The organism is Chryseobacterium carnipullorum, assembly GCF_003815695.1.
Classification (GTDB): Bacteria; Bacteroidota; Bacteroidia; order Flavobacteriales; family Weeksellaceae; genus Chryseobacterium; species Chryseobacterium carnipullorum.
The window spans coordinates 2,691,482-2,707,962 of the sequence record NZ_CP033920.1 but is presented as its reverse complement, the minus strand read 5'-3'; the positions used below and the strand labels follow the sequence as shown (position 1 = coordinate 2,707,962).

Genomic DNA, 16,481 nt, shown 5'->3' with positions numbered 1-16,481 from the left:
TTAATATCCGAAATACTTATGTTAATTAAACAAAATTTATTAAATTTATATCACCAAATAATGAATACATTTAAAAATTCCTGAATTTCTTTGTATTATTTTCAATGAAATATTCTTTAAAATTCAAATAATAGCACTATGAAAAAGTTCCCTTTAATTATCTTCACATTGATCCTTACATTAGGAATTGGAAGCGGGTATGAGGCCTGTACGAGAGTAGTCTACAAAGGTACTGACAACACGGTGATCACTGCAAGATCCATGGACTGGCGTGACGAGATCCCCGCTAATCTGTGGGTTTTCCCGAGAGGTATTCAGAGAACCGGCGAAGTAGGACCATCTTCAATACAATGGACTTCAAAATACGGAAGCATCATCAGTTCCTCATGGGACATCACCTCTGCCGACGGGATGAACGAAAAAGGACTTGTAGCCAATATGCTATGGCTGGGTGAATCCCAATACCCCGAGTTCAATCCTAAAGGACGACAAAAAGGACTCGCTATTTCTCTTTGGGCACAGTATTTTCTGGATAATTTCGGAACCGTAAAAGAAGCGGTAGACCATCTGAAAAAAGATCCTTTCATTATCGTAAGCGACTATATTCCCGGCACGGAAAAATTTGCTACCGTACATCTTTCACTGTCCGATGCTTCAGGTGATAATGCCGTATTTGAATACATCAACGGAAAACTGGTTGTGCACCACGACCCCAAATACACCGTAATGACCAACTCTCCTGTTTTCGATGAGCAGCTGGCTTTAAATAATTACTGGCAGGGCATTCCGGGAACCATCATGCTTCCGGGAACCAACCGTGCAGCAGACCGTTTTGTAAGAGCATCCTATTATATCAATGCGATTCCTAAAACCAATGATACACGTACCGCAGTAGCCAGTGTATTCAGCGTGATCAGAAACTGTTCAGTACCTTACGGAATCACTTCCGATACAGAGCCTAATATTTCATCCACAAGATGGCGTTCGGTTTCTGACCAAAAAAATCTCGTTTATTATTTCGAAACCGTATTTACGCCTAATACATTCTGGGTAGATCTTAAAGATTTTGACCTGAATCCAAAAGCTAAAGTAATGAAACTGGATCTGAGTAATTTCCAGACTTACAATGGAAAATCCAACAAAGATTTTAAGGAATCAGCCCCTTTTAAATTCTTAGGGATCTAAATCATATACTCATTAAACACAAATACTATGACCCCTTTTTCAACAAAAAAAAGAAGCCTGATCTTTTGTGCCCTACTGGCTGGTTTTTTCGCCAGTGCACAGACCCGGGACTCTCTGCAGCAGAACAAACAGGAGGAAGACAACGTTAAATATCCGGTGCTTCAGATTAAAGGCCTTTTCCAGGCCCGCTACCTTGTCGATATGACCAAAGATGTAGACGTGAACGGCTTGCATCATGCAGACGGATCAGGAACCAGTAACAATTTTATGCTCAAATACATGAGGGTTCAGGTACGTGCACAGATCAGCAAAAGAACAGAAGTTGTGGCACTCGCAAATCTGGCTGACTTTAAAAACGATCCTAAAAGCCGGGTTCTTGAAAATGCTTACCTTAAATATACTTTCAATCCTAAACTAGCCCTTACTGCAGGACAGTTCAGACCCTGGTTCGGTATTGAGGAGACCTACCCTATTGACATCATCAAGTCTCTGGACTGGTCCAATCAATATACAGAGTTCGGAAAACTGGGCTGGACAAGCTTCCAGATCGGACTTTCTGCCACCGGACAGCTTCAATTAGGTAAAATTCCTTTTCAGTACGCTATTTCAGTCGTCAACGGAAACGGGAAAAATCAGGTAAACGATAATGATAACGGAAAACAATATTCTACAAGACTGGTTTTCGGTCTGTCAAAAAAATATAATTTCAATGTAGGACTGAATGGTGGTATAGGTGAAGTTTTCAGCAAAAAAGTATATGCAGTAGGAGTTGATCTCAGCTCACTGATCCATTTTGATCCGAAATGGAGTCTGGATATGCAACTGGAAGCCAAACAGGCAACCAATCACGTTTTGTATAATGCTGTCAGTCCTGAACTGAGACCTGATAATCCAGATCAATACCTGATCCGTGGAGCTTATTTTCTTCCGAATGTAAGATACGAGATCAATCATAAAAACCTCAGCGCCTTCGAACTTTCTTGCCGTTATGAATATCTGGACACCAACTTCAGACTGACTTCCAACCCAAGACAGACGATCACCCCCATGCTCGGACTTGAATTTCTGAAAAATTATGGGGCAAGGATACAGCTGGGCGTACAGTTCGACCGTTACAAGCATCAGGTAGAAAACACCTCACAATACAACAACAATCTATTCATTGTTCAGGTACAAAGTAGATTTTAACCGCTTAAATATTTAGAGATCATGAAAGAAATTAATATCAGAAATATCGCGATAACGTTTGCCGTTGCGCTGATCATATGGTTTATTCCTGCCCCGGAAGGAGTTGCTGAAAATGCCTGGCAGCTGTTTGCTATTTTTGCAGCCACCATCTTAGGAATTATTCTTAAAGCGGCTCCCATGGGAACAATGTGTATGATGGCTATTGCATTTACAGCGCTTACTCAGGTAGTGGCTCCCGGAGATGCAGGAAAATCAATTACAAAAGCCCTTTCCGGATTCGGGGATAAAGTCATCTGGTTGATCGGAATCTCATTCTTTATCGCCAGAGGATTTATCAAAACAGGATTGGGAAACCGAATCGCTTTTTTATTCATCAGAATATTTGGTAAAAGTTCATTGGGACTGGCCTACGGACTTGGGCTTGCCGATGTGTGCCTTGCTCCTGCTATTCCAAGTAATACGGCAAGAGGAGGCGGAATCATTTACCCTATTATGAAATCTATGGCTATAAGCTTTGACTCTGTTCCTGAAAAGCCGGAAACCCACAGAAAACTGGGTTCTTTCCTTACTTTGAACAGTTATTATATGAACCTCATCGCTTCTTCCATGTTTCTTACCGGAACAGCAAGTAACCCGATGTGTCAGAAATTTGCAGCAAATTTAGGAATCAATATCACGTGGATGTCATGGGCTGCCGCCGGATTCGTTCCCGGAATGGTAGCCTTCTTTGTGGTGCCTTTGGTTTTATACAAATTGTATCCGCCTGAATTGAAAAAGACAGGAGATGCACCGAAAATGGCAGCTCAGAAATTAAAAGAAATGGGACCTATTTCCAGAAACGAATGGCTGATGTTATTAGCTTTCTTTATCCTGTTGGCCCTTTGGATATTTGGAGGAACATTATCTATTGATGCTACGACAACCGCTTTCATTGGGCTTACCATGTTACTTCTTACTTCAGTACTCACGTGGGAAGACATCAAAGGGGAAAAAGGAGCCTGGGACACGATCGTATGGTTTGCGGTTCTGGTGATGATGGCCAGTTCTTTAAATGAGCTCGGTTTTATTGGCTGGTTCAGTGATCTGATTAAAGTAAAAATAGGTGGACTAAGCTGGCAGATTGCCTTTCCGGTGATCATTGTTGTCTATTTCTTCAGTCACTATATTTTCGCAAGTGCAACGGCCCATGTCGCAGCGATGTATGCTGCCTTATTAGGGGTGGGTGTTTCTTTAGGAATCCCACCGATGCTACTGGCGATGATGCTGGGTTTTCTGGGTTCAATTTATGGAGTACTTACTCACTATGGTCACGGTCCGGCTCCGGTATTCTACGGAAGCGGCTATGTAGAGCTGAAAGCCTGGTGGCTGCGGGGTCTTGAAATCGGGATCGTGTTACTCATCATCTATATGGTCGTCGGAGGACTTTGGATGAAAGTTTTAGGATATTACTAATCAAATAAATAAAAAAATATGCTGTCAACCTTGTCAAGAAAAATGCTGATGTGCCTTACAGGACTATTCCTGAGCTTCTTTCTGTTGATCCATTTCTTGGGAAATCTTCAGCTGTTTCTTCCACCGGAGCAGGCGCACCTGCAGTTTAACGCCTATTCGCATTTTCTGTCCGGAAATATTCTGATCAAGATGGTATCCTATGTATTGTATGCAAGTATTATTCTGCATACACTGGACGGATTGGTCATTACTTTAAAGAATAAAAAATCGGGAGGCAATTATCAGTCGGAAAGACGGGGAAGAGCCAGCAAATGGTATTCCCGGAATATGGGAATTCTGGGTACTTTAATCCTGATCTTTCTGGTGATCCATTTTCAGAATTTCTGGTATGTGTACAAATTTGGAAACCCGCCGCTGGACAATAACGGAAATAAAGATCTTTACATTCTGGTAGTGACTGTTTTCAAAGAATGGTGGTACGTCATCATTTATGTATTGTCTATGATCGCTTTATGCTATCATCTGATTCACGGGATTCACAGTGCGGCCAGAACGCTTGGATTATACCATCCTAAGTTTGTAAAATGGTTCAAAACCGCTGGAATTGTCTATTCAGTCATTATCAGTGTCGGTTTTGCGCTGATGCCGGTGTACGTATTCTTTACTGCCCATTAAACAGAAAAATTATGATCTTAAATTCAAAAATACCACAAGGCCCGTTAGAACAAAAATGGGATTATTATAAAAAGAAAGCCAAACTGGTTAACCCTGCCAACCGTAAAAAGCTGGACGTTATCGTTGTAGGAACAGGGCTTGCAGGAAGTTCTATTGCGGCTTCTATGGGTGAAATGGGCTATAATGTCAAATCATTCTGTTTTCAGGACAGTCCGAGGAGAGCGCATTCCGTAGCTGCACAAGGTGGTGTGAATGCCGCTAAAAATTATAAAAACGACGGAGACAGTGTCTACAGAATGTTTGTAGACACCCTTAAAGGCGGAGATTTCCGAGCCCGTGAAGCGAACGTCTACCGTATGGCAGAATGCTCTTTAAATCTTATTGATCAGGCCGTAGCACAGGGCGTTCCGTTCGGACGTGAATATGGCGGCTACCTCAACAACCGTTCTTTCGGTGGGGTTCAGGTAAGCCGGACGTTTTATGCAAGAGGACAGACGGGGCAGCAGTTGCTTCTGGGTGCGTATCAGGCCCTCATGAGACAAGTGGGAAAAGGTACCGTACAGTTATATTCCAGACATGAAATGCTTGATCTTGTTATGATTGATGGCAAAGCAAGAGGAATTATCGTCAGAAATCTAGACACCGGAGAAATTGAAAGACATGCTGCCCATACGGTAGTTCTGGCCACCGGAGGGTATGGAAAAATCTATTATCTCTCCACTCTGGCGATGGGATGTAACGGTTCTGCGATCTGGCGTGCCCATAAAAAGGGAGCTTTAATGGCTTCCCCAAGCTGGATTCAGGTACACCCTACTTCGCTTCCTCAGTCCGGAGATTATCAGTCCAAATTAACCCTGATGTCGGAATCATTGCGTAATGACGGAAGGATCTGGGTGCCTTCAAAGACGGATGAAACCAGACTGCCTAATGATATTCCTGAAAACGAAAGAGATTATTACCTGGAACGGAGATATCCTGCTTTTGGAAATCTTGCTCCCAGAGATATTTCATCCCGTGCCGCCAAAGAAAGAATTGACGCCGGTTTTGGAATCGGACCTCTGAAAAATGCGGTCTATCTTGATTTTTCAAAAGCAATAAGAGAGCAGGGAAAGGAAAAGATTCAGGAGAAATATGGAAATTTATTTGACATGTACCTTAAAATCACAGGGTACAATGCTTATAATGAACCGATGATGATTTCTCCCTCCGCGCACTTTTCAATGGGTGGACTTTGGGTAGATTATGAGCTGATGACGACTATTCCCGGCTTGTTTGCCTTAGGAGAAGCCAATTTTGCAGATCATGGAGCCAACAGACTGGGAGCCAACTCACTTCTTCAGGCTTCTGTAGACGGCTATTTCATTGCTCCTTATACGATTGCCAATTATCTGGCTGATGAAATTCATACGGGAAAAATTTCTGCGGATGCTCCCGAGTTTGAAGCGGCAGAAAATGCTGTAAAAAAACAAATTAACGATTTTATGAGTATCAGAGGAACCAAAACCGTTGACTACTTCCATAAAACATTGGGTAAAATTTTATACGATTATTGTGGTCTGGCCAGAAATGAAGAAGGCCTGAAACATGCCATTGAAGAAATCAGAAAATTAAAGCATGAATTTTACAAGGATGTGCGGGTTTCCGGAGAGGGAGACCAAATGAATACGGAGCTTGAAAAAGCAGGCCGCATCGCCGATTATTTTGAAATCGGAGAACTGATGTGCTACGATGCTTTAACCCGAAACGAATCCTGTGGTGCTCACTTCAGGGAAGAATTTCAAACTCCGGACGGAGAAGCTTTAAGAAATGATGCTGAGTATCAGTTTATCTCCGCATGGGCATGGGCAGGTGAAAACAATGAACCTGAACTGATCAGAGAACCGCTGGTATTTGAAGAAATACAGCCAACGGTAAGAAGCTACAAATAAAAAACAAAAATTATGGATTTACATCTTAAGATATGGAGACAGAAAGACAAACAGAGTGAAGGAAAACTGGTCAGTTATGATCTGAAAGAACTGAATCCTCACATGTCTTTTCTGGAAATGCTGGATACTTTAAATGAAAAACTCATTACGGAAGGCGACGAACCTGTAGAATTTGATCACGATTGCCGTGAAGGAATCTGCGGACAGTGCGGCATGATGATCAACGGAATTGCCCACGGACCTTTAAAAAATACAACGACCTGCCAGCTTCACTTAAGGTCTTTCAAAAACGGGGAAACAATTTTAATAGAGCCTTTCCGGGCAGAAGCTTTTCCTGTAAAAAAAGATCTTAAAGTCGACCGATCGGCTTTTGACAGAATTATTTCTTCAGGAGGATTTGTTTCTGTGAATACAGGTCAGGCTCCTGATGCTACAGCCATTGCGGTGACCCATCAGATTGCCGAAGAAGCATTTGATTCTGCCGCCTGCATCGGATGTGGTGCGTGTGTGGCTACCTGTAAAAACGGAAGTGCCGCTTTATTCACTTCTGCGAAAATAACGCACATGGTCCTTCTCCCTCAAGGGAAGGAGGAGCGGAGCAGCCGTGTTCTGAATATGGTTTCTCAGATGGATCATGAGCTTTTCGGACACTGTTCGAATACAGAAGCTTGTGAAGTAGAATGCCCACAGGGAATTTCTGTGCTGAATATCGCCAGAATGAATTACGAATTTGGAAGGGCACTGTTCTTCAGGAAAAAGTAACTTGAAAATATCTTTGAATATTCATGGCAAGGTTGTGAACCTTGCCATGGATAATTTCCAGCCTAAGGATTGATGATGGCCACCACTCTGGCAGGAGCTGCGGAACCGCCCACAATTTTCAACGGAAATACACTGACTTTAAATCCTGAAGGAGGCAATGCGCCAAGATTGGTAAGCTGCTCAATATGTAAGTATTCTTTTTCAATGCCTACCCGATGACCTTCCCAGAAATATTCGGGATCATTGAGTTCTCTTGCTTTTTTAGCCATATACTTTAGCGGAAGATCCCATCCCCACTGATCGATTCCCATGACTTTTACTCCCTGATCAATCAGCCATTCTGTAGCTTCTTTACTCATTCCTGTTCCTTTTTCTACAAAATCTGCGGTTCCCATCATTTGATCCCGGTCTGTCCTGATGAGGACAATATTTCCTTCCTGAATGGAAAGTCCGTTTTTATCAAGATCTTTTTTCAGATCATCAATGGTGATGGCTACGAAATCTTCTTTGTGGGTGCAGTCGATGACAATCCCATCGCCATAGCACCATTCCAAAGGGATCTGGTCAATTGTTTTCGCGGGTTTCCCTTCTACAACAGGTCCATAATGCCATGGAGCATCAAGGTGTGTTGTTGCATGAAGTCCCATATTTTTGATGGAATCATCTGCCCATCCTGTCCAGTTTTGGGGAAAAAGCCTGAAGGGAAGATTCAATGCCAGACGAATTAACCAGTGAGATTTTTTATGGGCTTTATGTTTAATCTTAACTCTCATAAACCAGGGATCTCCGGCATTATACTGAATGGGTTTGGACAGATCAATAATCGTTGTTTTCATTGAATAAATATAGTGAAAGGTTAAAAAGGTAAGTACTTCCAATCAAACTACCGGAATGGTTATTTTCTTAGGATTATTTTGATCATACAGGATCTCGATGGTACCATGTTGCGGGACAGAGGCCAGGTCAAGAAGCCTCACTATTTTTTTGTAAACGGTGATATGCTCAATGCCTTTAAAATCTTTGAAGCTTACCTGAAACAGGAGCTGCGGCTGATCATTCACGGTCAATCCGGTCTGGCTTACGCTGATAATCTGTGCCTGTGCATTTCTTCCGGCAAAAAGAATACGTTCTTCTTTTTTATTTTTCACAAATTTTCCTACGATTTGCTTGTAGACTAAGATCGTCAGCAAAAACATGACCCCACTAAAAATAATAGGATGCATAAAGGTAAGAAACCTCCATCCAAAATCAAATGATTCCCTGATGTAAAAGTAACTGTAAAGACCCATGACATAAACTATCATGAAGACAACAAACACGATCCTTAAGATCATATTTTTAATTTTAAATCTGGTCTGTACACCGCTCAGAATAAAATAAGGCTCTTTCGACGTGTCAGGATTCAGAAGGACTTTAACGGTCTTTCCCACATCAAATCTTTTTTCCTGTGGTTTTGTATCATAGAACATCATTTCATGCCTGATCTGTATATTGCTGAGATTCTTAAAGGAAAGGACAATATGGATTATATTGATATTCTTCCTGGCATCATACTTTATGAGTTTGTAACTGATAATTTCAGCCTCTCTTGGAATTCCGTTCTGTGCAATATAAGTGATTGTGTTTTTCTCTTTAAAGGTATTAATGAATAGATTTTTAATAAAAAAGAGGAGAACATAAAGCCATACAAGCAAAGAAAAACCGAGATATACATAGCTCAAAGCAGGTGTATTTCTCGGTTCAGTTGTGATTTCCGAAGTCATCATATAGATAAATATCGGAAATGGTATGCAGAAAACAAGCATATAAAGCGTCCAGAAAATGATCATAAATTTCATAACTGTTATTTTGCGGTGCGTGATAAAGTTATGATATTATTATTTAACGGACTTTCTCTCTATTACACTTCTTTTTCAAAATAAAGTCTGTAGTATTTGCCTTTGTCATCCTCCCCCATTTCCAGTTTCTGTCTGTCGCCATGGATGTAGATATGGAAGTTTTTATCAAGTTTGATGATGCTTTTGAAATGACGTTGTGTTTTTTTCACTGCGGCTTCACTGATCGGGAATTCTTCCGCAATATTCACCTGCATATCCTGCTCGTAATCGGTTTTGAAATTCACGAAACTTTCAATGACATGCTCGTCTCCCAATACTTCTGTAGCAAATTCATCCAACTTAAATTCTTCTTTTTCTTTGAAGAAATTGATGGATTTATTTAAGAAATCGGCCTGATCCGCTTTTGACACTTCAAATTCCTGTGGAAGCTGTTTGGTAATGTAGTCTTTGTAAACCATCAAAGCTTCCTGAGTGTGGAAATATTCGTCGTCACGCTGTTTTACTTTCAGGAAATCTTCAAACCAGTAGTACATATCTCCGTTTTTATTGTTGTCAACCACGGAAAGTACATAGCCGGTCTCTTTGTTATTGTTGTAAATCAAAGCTGCTTTGTCAATTTTAGACAAACCGATTCCCTGATCTTTTTCGATATCAAAAGTTTCTTCCTGAGGGGAAATTTTAAGGAAAGATTCTCTCTTTTCTGTTTTAAAGATTCCAATCTTATCTACTTTATCCGGACGGTCGCTTTCTTCTTCAAAAAGCACAATAAACAATTCTCCGCCCTGAACTCTTGGATTCTCAGCTGCTTCGAAAAGGTGTTTGGCAATATTTTCGGATTCCCAAAGGAATTTCGATTTGTCTTCAAAAATCTCGGATACGGAACTGTAAACCGGATTATTGACCAAATACGTATCGCTGTAAAAATTGAAGGTCTCTTCCGATTTAAAAGAACCTAAAAAATAATCTTCCAGCAGCTCTGCCATTCCTTCTTCCAGCTTGAGCTCTTCCTGAGACAGCGTTAAAGACTCTCCATTGATTTTATTTCCTACTCTGTGTACTATAATTTTTGAAAACATGTCCTGAATAATTTGGAGTGCAAATATATTCATTCTATTCTTTCTATCATACAAATAAAAAATACAGAAGAAGCTTATTTTCGGGGAACACAGTATCTTTGGGTGAAAATATAGATTAATTATCTTTTTGTATTATATCTGAATTGTAATCAGGCTATAATTTAGTTACCATCTATTCTATACACCCATTTATTTGAAAAAAAACATTAAAAATATCAGGTTCAATCATGAGAAAGCACCGTACGGATGTGAAGTACTGGAGCTGGATGATTTATTAAAAAAAATCTCTACCTTCACTTATTTAGGCAAAACAGAACGAATCCATTTTTTCATCGTCATGATTATTACAGAAGGAAAAGGAAAACATTTTGTAGATTTTAAGGAATACCAGCTTGAAAAAGGAACGATTCTGTTTATAGCTCCCGGTCAGATTCAAGCCTATGAAACCAAACCCCAATATAAAGGATATATGCTCCTATTTACTGAACATTTTTTCCGTAAACAGGCCAATGAACTTAGTTTTCTGAATCAATCTTCCCTATTTGACACCACTTTATCCAATGCCTTAGTAAAACCTGATCCGGATACGTTTTGTCAAATGATTCAGCTTGTACTTTTATTGATGAAAGAAATTTCATCCCACTATACCTTTTCTAAGGAAGAAAGCCTTCAAAAGCTGACCAGTTTATTTCTTATTTACTCTGAAAGGCAAAAACAAATGGATAATAAAAATATTCCCAACCACCACTATTTGTCCCAATACTATCACTTCAAACAATTACTCGAACAGCATTTTCTACAAGAACGCAGTGTAGACTTCTATGCATCGCTAATGGCAATTACTCCCAAAACACTCAACAGGATCACCCGGTCTGCTATTCAGAAATCCGCAAAACAATTCATCGACAACAGGATAATAATCGAAATGAAACGTCTTTTGTTGTTTGAAAGACTCAGTATAAAAGAGATTGCTTATACGCTTCATTTTAATGAACCCACCAATCTCATCAAATATTTTAAGAAACATACAGGACAAACCCCAACATCATACAAGGAATAAAATGTCCGTTTTTTATCATTTTTTGTCTGCTTTAAACCTTTTAAGATTCACCCTAATAATACATCTTTGTGTTTATAACATCTCCATGAAATTATTTCAGATTTAAAAACACAAATTTATTCTACATAAAATCCGGGAGGTTATACAACTTCATACAAACTGATTGCATGTCTTAAACATAAGCTTGCGGGAAGGTAAAAACACAAACAAAAGCTGTCTCTACTATTGAGGCAGCTTTTATTATTTCAGGTACGGCTTTGCATACCATCTTTTTATCATATTCCCTATTTTCAGTAAAAATCTGTCTCATTTTGATAGCAACCTTATCATTTTGACAGGATTTATAGAATATAAAACCTCAGCGAAAACAAATTAACTAATTGATATACTGATAATTAATAAAATTAAATTCTCAAAGGAACGCCATTCGCTTCATCATCTTCAAAACCTACACAATGGACTTGAAGACTTTAAACCGCATAGACAAGTTAAGAAGATTAAAAAGCAGAGGACCGGCGACTCCAAAGTGGCTAAAACCTTATCACCTGATTCTCATGGCTTTTCTGACTGTTTTAGTCTTTGGAACAATCATTAAACTTTTAGAACAAAATCATTAATTATATGAACTATTCAGAAGCCGTCCGGGAAATTGCAGAAGTGATTCCCGACTTTGAAAATGAACTTACAACTACTACTCCCCAGAATTCTTACAGTGTGATCCGAACTTTCACTGAACGGATCAAAGGGATGATCCGACAGAATGACAGAAATGTATTATTTAAAAGTCTCCACAAGATGGACAAAATTTACACCAATGGAGATCTGGCTTTAAAAAATGCTGTGGAGGGAATTTTCATCTATTCACTGGACAATTTTACTGCTTTTTGCAGTGGCGAATACCGGAAAGTGATCTTTAGTCACATTTCAAAGGACTTGCAACAGACCTACTCGAGACAGATTTACAATCATGGCATTTAAAGTTTTATTACATTTTTCATCTGTTTCGTTACAAAAACAAATTTTGCTTAAAAATTAAAACTACTAAAAATCAATAGGTTATGAAATCAAAAATAAGAAGAATATCCGACTGGAAAACATGGAAAACCACGACCAACAGGCACAATACAGAGGTATTGCTTACTCACATCGCTGTGATTATCGGTGTTTTTATTTTTGCGGCCATGCTGTAAATTTTGGTACACATTTCGCTGCAAGATAAATACTGAAAAATATTAGTTATGATGAAAGTACAAATGCAAGCTATTAATAAAAAAATAGCCGTTGAATACTTAAAATTTTTCTATCCACCACTCCGAAAGGAAATCACACAGTTATCTGTGCAGGAAAACTTTGCCGGCATTATCCAGGCTACGATCAACTATTTAAAGGATATGCTGCAGGAATCGAAAATCTATATTGTAGCCCATCACATCAAACTGATGGACTGGATCTACAGAAACGGCGATTCTTACGTAAGAACCGTGATCGAAAATCTGTTTGTAAGATCATTGGAGAGCTTTAAAAAGCATTCTAAAATCCAGCAATGGAAGCTTCTTTATCAGAACATGCCTGATAATTTTCAGCTTATTTATAATGAGCAACAGAAACAGGACGAGATCTTTTTCGGTAAGTAAGAAATAATTTAATTTGTAAATAGGCTCTTCAGGCATTTTTGTCTGGGGAGTTTTTTATTTTCTAAACGTCAAAGTATTCATTTTCAACAATACAGCTTCTCAATCTTTAATTACTTCATAGCATAAAAATGAATCTTCATATTCTTTACTATGCATCACTAATATTTTATTAAATTATATTTCACCATGTGGTGCAAAATAGATACTTTTGCAAAAATTATCCGATGAAATACTTTTCGCTCCTTATTCTTGCGGCGTTACCGATGATCTCATGCAGTGGAAATGATGATGCAGTAACTGAAAATATAATGCCTGCAGAAAAGCAGGTGTACACTTTTGAATATAAAAATTATACTGTACAAAGTATCTCAGTCTATAAAGGTCCGTCAGGTCAAAAGATTGATCCTTCAGAATCTTATCTGAACACCTATTGGAGTACTTATCAGCAACCGGCATGGAAGAAAATAAGTTTAGATCTGAAAAACAATTCTTTACAATTGATCTCCGGAACATCTTCAGATGTCACGTATGCCGTGAAGATTGAAAAAGATTCTGTATTTATCAGTGAAAATAATGAGCAGACTTTTGCAGGGATTTTTAGCAGAAGTGAATCTTCTTTCACGCTAAAAAGATCGTTTCGCTACATTAAAAAGATGCCAAGAGACCCTAACAGTGCTCTGACCATTTCCCAGAAAGCTGTTTTCGGAATAACCGGTTACCAGGATATTTTCGGGAATAATGTTTTCAGCAGTCCATCAGAAATGACCGCAAACGGAGATGATATTCTTTGGTCTAACATTGATTATCACTACAAAAACTTATAACAAATTTTGACGATGTGTACTCAGGTCCTAGAAATATCCTTTCATACATTTACTTGATCTGAGAACAGCCTCCCCTAACTAAGTGTTTGGGGAGTTTTTATATGATTTTTATCACTAACAAGAGAACTATAATAATTACAATCAATAAGTTATATTAAATTAATCTTTTATTAATAATGGTTAACAAAGATTTAATCATTATATATTTCACTACAATGTGTAAAAAGTATACTTTTAGGGTCTCAAATTAATTTATGAAAAGAATCATTGTACCTATTGCGCTATTGGTTGTAGCGACTATTTCTTCCATCTCCTGCCGTCAGGATATCAACGAAGAAACAACAACTGTTTTAGAAGGAGCAAAAGCTTCGAAAGGAATCAATCCTGTCGTAAGCGTACCTTCAAAATATTTAAATTATGATGAAGTATCTGTAGGAGGAAAGCAAGTGGCTTCCAAAACGACTACAGTAACTTTAAACAGCGACCAGATGGTGGTAACATCACCGAACAAAACGTTTATTGGCGGGGTTTATAATTCCACTACCCTGGACAATCTTTCGTATACTCCTATTTCTTATCCTGTAAAGCCGATCACGGTTTCTTATTCTTTCCCTTCTGATTTTATTGTAGATACGATTGAAAAGCCTACACTTTCGAGCATGAGATCTTCGATCTTCAAAGCGATGCAAAGTGCTAATTTCAGTGGTCAGCAGTCTCTTGCTTTTGACTACAACATCAAGCAGTTCTCGTATTACAGCGAACTTAAGATTGCATTTGGAGCTAACGTGAATATCGGAAGTATTTTCAGCATTGATATCAGCGGAAGTAATAATAAGGTGAAAAGAAATACAGGGATCTTTGCCAAGTTTACCCAGAAGAATTTCACGATTGATATGGATCTTCCGGATAACGGCAATATCTTCAAAAATGAATCTGACCTTAATCTGGCGGCTTCTAAAAATCCGGTTTACATCAATTCTATCACTTACGGAAGACTGGGAATCATCTCTCTGGAATCTGACTATTCGTATAACGAAACAGCGTTTGCTTTAAAAGCGGCATTAAATGCTAAAATGGTCAACGGATCGATCAGCATTGATGTTCAGAGTAAAAAAATTCTTGAAGAATCTGACCTTAAAGTGTACATCCTGGGAGGTATCGGTTCTGATGCCGTACAAGTGGTACAGGGCTACACAGGCTTTATCAACTTTATTGTGAACGGAGGTCAGTTTACAGCCAATGCTCCGGGGGTTCCCATTAACTTTACTGCAGCTCACGCAGGAGACAATTCAGTATACTACACCACGTTTACTGTAGATAAATAAACATGAAAAAATTAATCTATTTAATGGCAGCTATTTCTATAGCTGCCTTACAAAGTTGTGCAAGTGAGCTTGAGGCCTCTGCAGAAGCTCAGGAAATGTCCCGCTCTCCCCAGCAGGTCGTAAATATTACTTCATTCGGAACTTATCCATCTGCTCTATCCGGTAAAAACAGAAGCATGCTCGCTAAAGGTGGTAATGCAGAAGAGTTTACGGAAACGAAGGAATTTGAATCTTCAGAATCGATCGTCCTTCCCCATCTTCAGATGTATATTTTCCCGGGATCTCTGTTGAAAGGTAACTCTATCCAGAATATGGATTTCAAGCCTATTTCAGCCTCTGTAAAGCCTGTTACCGTTTCTATGTCTATTCCTGCTTTGAACAAAAAGACAGCCTTCACCATAGACCAGCCTTCTTTATCCAAAACGAGACAGCTGGTACAGGATTATATTCAGTCTGCAGATTTTACACAGAACGGCACGCTGAGCTACAGTGTGGAACAGTTTACGTCTTATGATGAGCTTAAAGTAGCTTTCGGATCAAATGTAAATACAAGGTCTTTATTTGGTAAAAATTCTTCCTCAACGAATATTGAAGAAGGGATGATTGCCAAGAGAACAGGATTCTACGTGAAATTTTACCAGACCTCTTTCACACTGGACATGGATATTCCAGCCGGATCACTAGTTAATGATAACAACTTTGACAGTGGCGGTGTGGAACCTGTATATGTTAATTCTATTTCTTATGGAAGGATGGGTGTTTTAACGATCGAAACGAATGAGCTGGCAGAAACGGCAAGAACTACCATTAATGAATCATTCAGTAAATTGTTTGTAAAAGGAGAAAGCTTTCTGACTCAGGAGGAAAAAAATTTCCTGAACGGAGCTGACTTTAATCTTTACCTGATAGGCGGAAGTGGCGTTACCGCTGCACAATCTTTTAAAGGATATGAAGCTTTTGTGAATCACATTTCAAAGGGAACTTTCTCTAAAAGTCAGCCCGGTGTACCGATTTTCTGTACGTATTCTTACTTAAAGGATAATTCTCCTGTGAAGACTACATTTAAATTTGATATTAAAAATCCACCGGTTTATGTAAAGCTTGTGAAAGAAAATATAACCAGCGGACGTAACAGAAATGTGGATCTAAAACTGTATTTCTATTCCAGTAAAAGCCAGACGAATACGATTGCTCATCCAAGCATCCGCTTTGTGATCAACAAAATATCAAAAGTAGGGAGAAAAAATGGCGGTATGAACGGACCATGGACTTACACCACTACCAATGAACCTATTATTCTTCAAAATGCCGGAATGAATATTAATATGAGCATTCCCAATCAGGTGCTGTCCCGCGAAAACGGGCCTTGTGTACCAAGAGGAAGATTCGGGTGTGAGGTTGTACCGATCTACACAGAGGATGTGGAATACAGCATAGCACCAAGTGATAAGTACAATTACCTTGTCATCGATTAAAAAACAAACTTTATAAATGCACGATCAGATTATATAATATTTTTGGTTTAATCTGAACA

At 39.1% G+C, this 16,481-nt stretch carries 16 protein-coding genes; 13 read left to right on the top strand and 3 right to left on the bottom strand.

All coding sequences use genetic code 11. The features are described from left to right. Positions 1-138: 138 nt before the first annotated feature. From EG346_RS12330 to EG346_RS12305, 6 genes are read left to right on the top strand one after another with little or no spacing between them, the layout of a single operon-like run. Positions 139-1,185 (top strand): linear amide C-N hydrolase, encoded by a 1,047-nt coding sequence (locus EG346_RS12330; protein WP_123878962.1) that lies wholly within the window; start codon positions 139-141, stop codon positions 1,183-1,185. Positions 1,186-1,212: 27 nt separating this feature from the next. Further along, the gene (locus tag EG346_RS12325) at positions 1,213-2,373 is read left to right on the top strand and encodes a porin (protein ID WP_123878960.1); all 1,161 of its coding nucleotides are present in this window, start codon (positions 1,213-1,215) and stop codon (positions 2,371-2,373) included. A gap of 21 nt (positions 2,374-2,394) precedes the next feature. Continuing rightward, positions 2,395-3,825: an anion permease gene (locus tag EG346_RS12320; protein ID WP_123878959.1), complete on the top strand. Its 1,431-nt coding sequence runs from the start codon at positions 2,395-2,397 to the stop codon at positions 3,823-3,825. Positions 3,826-3,843: 18 nt separating this feature from the next. After that, entirely contained in the window at positions 3,844-4,500 is a 657-nt protein-coding gene (locus EG346_RS12315) for a succinate dehydrogenase cytochrome b subunit (protein ID WP_123878957.1), read from the top strand. An 11-nt stretch (positions 4,501-4,511) separates the two neighbouring features. Further along, the gene (locus EG346_RS12310) at positions 4,512-6,428 is read left to right on the top strand and encodes a fumarate reductase/succinate dehydrogenase flavoprotein subunit (RefSeq protein WP_123878955.1); all 1,917 of its coding nucleotides are present in this window, start codon (positions 4,512-4,514) and stop codon (positions 6,426-6,428) included. 12 nt (positions 6,429-6,440) lie between these two features. Then, a complete protein-coding gene (locus tag EG346_RS12305; protein ID WP_073336164.1) occupies positions 6,441-7,190 on the top strand; it encodes a succinate dehydrogenase/fumarate reductase iron-sulfur subunit in 750 nt (249 codons plus the stop codon). A gap of 62 nt (positions 7,191-7,252) precedes the next feature. Here the strand turns inward: EG346_RS12305 and EG346_RS12300 are convergent, their stop codons facing one another. The 3 genes from EG346_RS12300 to EG346_RS12290 all read right to left on the bottom strand — a co-directional run bounded on the left by EG346_RS12300 (position 7,253) and on the right by EG346_RS12290 (position 10,104). Further along, positions 7,253-8,026 carry a cyclase family protein gene (locus EG346_RS12300; protein ID WP_123878953.1) on the bottom strand — a complete coding sequence of 258 codons (774 nt, stop codon included), beginning with the start codon at positions 8,024-8,026 and terminating at the stop codon, positions 7,253-7,255. A 42-nt stretch (positions 8,027-8,068) separates the two neighbouring features. Beyond that, entirely contained in the window at positions 8,069-9,028 is a 960-nt protein-coding gene (locus EG346_RS12295; RefSeq protein WP_123878951.1) for a hypothetical protein, read from the bottom strand. Positions 9,029-9,090: 62 nt separating this feature from the next. Then, a complete protein-coding gene (locus EG346_RS12290; protein WP_073336235.1) occupies positions 9,091-10,104 on the bottom strand; it encodes a nucleoid-associated protein in 1,014 nt (337 codons plus the stop codon). 193 nt (positions 10,105-10,297) lie between these two features. Here EG346_RS12290 and EG346_RS12285 point away from each other — a divergent pair, with 193 nt between their 5' ends. The 7 genes from EG346_RS12285 (at position 10,298) to EG346_RS12260 (ending at position 16,422) form a co-directional block, all read left to right on the top strand. Continuing rightward, positions 10,298-11,164, top strand: coding sequence for a helix-turn-helix domain-containing protein (locus EG346_RS12285; protein WP_123878949.1), 867 nt, complete (start codon positions 10,298-10,300; stop codon positions 11,162-11,164). A 621-nt stretch (positions 11,165-11,785) separates the two neighbouring features. Continuing rightward, a complete protein-coding gene (locus EG346_RS12280) occupies positions 11,786-12,142 on the top strand; it encodes a DUF7674 family protein (protein ID WP_073336154.1) in 357 nt (118 codons plus the stop codon). An 80-nt stretch (positions 12,143-12,222) separates the two neighbouring features. Continuing rightward, positions 12,223-12,354 carry a hypothetical protein gene (locus tag EG346_RS25355; protein ID WP_262484544.1) on the top strand — a complete coding sequence of 44 codons (132 nt, stop codon included), beginning with the start codon at positions 12,223-12,225 and terminating at the stop codon, positions 12,352-12,354. A 48-nt stretch (positions 12,355-12,402) separates the two neighbouring features. Then, positions 12,403-12,798, top strand: a complete 396-nt coding sequence (locus EG346_RS12275; protein ID WP_073336152.1) for a DUF7674 family protein — start codon at positions 12,403-12,405, stop codon at positions 12,796-12,798. A 224-nt stretch (positions 12,799-13,022) separates the two neighbouring features. Beyond that, positions 13,023-13,622 carry a DUF5376 family protein gene (locus EG346_RS12270; RefSeq protein WP_123878947.1) on the top strand — a complete coding sequence of 200 codons (600 nt, stop codon included), beginning with the start codon at positions 13,023-13,025 and terminating at the stop codon, positions 13,620-13,622. Positions 13,623-13,876: 254 nt separating this feature from the next. After that, positions 13,877-14,947 carry a thiol-activated cytolysin family protein gene (locus EG346_RS12265; protein WP_073336147.1) on the top strand — a complete coding sequence of 357 codons (1,071 nt, stop codon included), beginning with the start codon at positions 13,877-13,879 and terminating at the stop codon, positions 14,945-14,947. A 2-nt stretch (positions 14,948-14,949) separates the two neighbouring features. Next, on the top strand, positions 14,950-16,422 hold the full coding sequence (locus tag EG346_RS12260) for a thiol-activated cytolysin family protein (RefSeq protein ID WP_073336145.1): 1,473 nt from the start codon (positions 14,950-14,952) through the stop codon (positions 16,420-16,422). Positions 16,423-16,481: the final 59 nt, after the last annotated feature.

What these genes read in the sequence shown, in the direction of transcription:
- EG346_RS12330 (WP_123878962.1), top strand. Translation starts at nt 139, where the DNA reads ATGAAAAAGTTCCCTTTAATTATCTTCACATTGATCCTTACATTAGGA.
- EG346_RS12325 (WP_123878960.1), top strand. Translation starts at nt 1,213, where the DNA reads ATGACCCCTTTTTCAACAAAAAAAAGAAGCCTGATCTTTTGTGCCCTA.
- EG346_RS12320 (WP_123878959.1), top strand. Translation starts at nt 2,395, where the DNA reads ATGAAAGAAATTAATATCAGAAATATCGCGATAACGTTTGCCGTTGCG.
- EG346_RS12315 (WP_123878957.1), top strand. Translation starts at nt 3,844, where the DNA reads ATGCTGTCAACCTTGTCAAGAAAAATGCTGATGTGCCTTACAGGACTA.
- EG346_RS12310 (WP_123878955.1), top strand. Translation starts at nt 4,512, where the DNA reads ATGATCTTAAATTCAAAAATACCACAAGGCCCGTTAGAACAAAAATGG.
- EG346_RS12305 (WP_073336164.1), top strand. Translation starts at nt 6,441, where the DNA reads ATGGATTTACATCTTAAGATATGGAGACAGAAAGACAAACAGAGTGAA.
- EG346_RS12300 (WP_123878953.1), bottom strand. Translation starts at nt 8,026, where the DNA reads ATGAAAACAACGATTATTGATCTGTCCAAACCCATTCAGTATAATGCC.
- EG346_RS12295 (WP_123878951.1), bottom strand. Translation starts at nt 9,028, where the DNA reads ATGAAATTTATGATCATTTTCTGGACGCTTTATATGCTTGTTTTCTGC.
- EG346_RS12290 (WP_073336235.1), bottom strand. Translation starts at nt 10,104, where the DNA reads ATGTTTTCAAAAATTATAGTACACAGAGTAGGAAATAAAATCAATGGA.
- EG346_RS12280 (WP_073336154.1), top strand. Translation starts at nt 11,786, where the DNA reads ATGAACTATTCAGAAGCCGTCCGGGAAATTGCAGAAGTGATTCCCGAC.
- EG346_RS25355 (WP_262484544.1), top strand. Translation starts at nt 12,223, where the DNA reads ATGAAATCAAAAATAAGAAGAATATCCGACTGGAAAACATGGAAAACC.
- EG346_RS12275 (WP_073336152.1), top strand. Translation starts at nt 12,403, where the DNA reads ATGATGAAAGTACAAATGCAAGCTATTAATAAAAAAATAGCCGTTGAA.
- EG346_RS12270 (WP_123878947.1), top strand. Translation starts at nt 13,023, where the DNA reads ATGAAATACTTTTCGCTCCTTATTCTTGCGGCGTTACCGATGATCTCA.
- EG346_RS12265 (WP_073336147.1), top strand. Translation starts at nt 13,877, where the DNA reads ATGAAAAGAATCATTGTACCTATTGCGCTATTGGTTGTAGCGACTATT.
- EG346_RS12260 (WP_073336145.1), top strand. Translation starts at nt 14,950, where the DNA reads ATGAAAAAATTAATCTATTTAATGGCAGCTATTTCTATAGCTGCCTTA.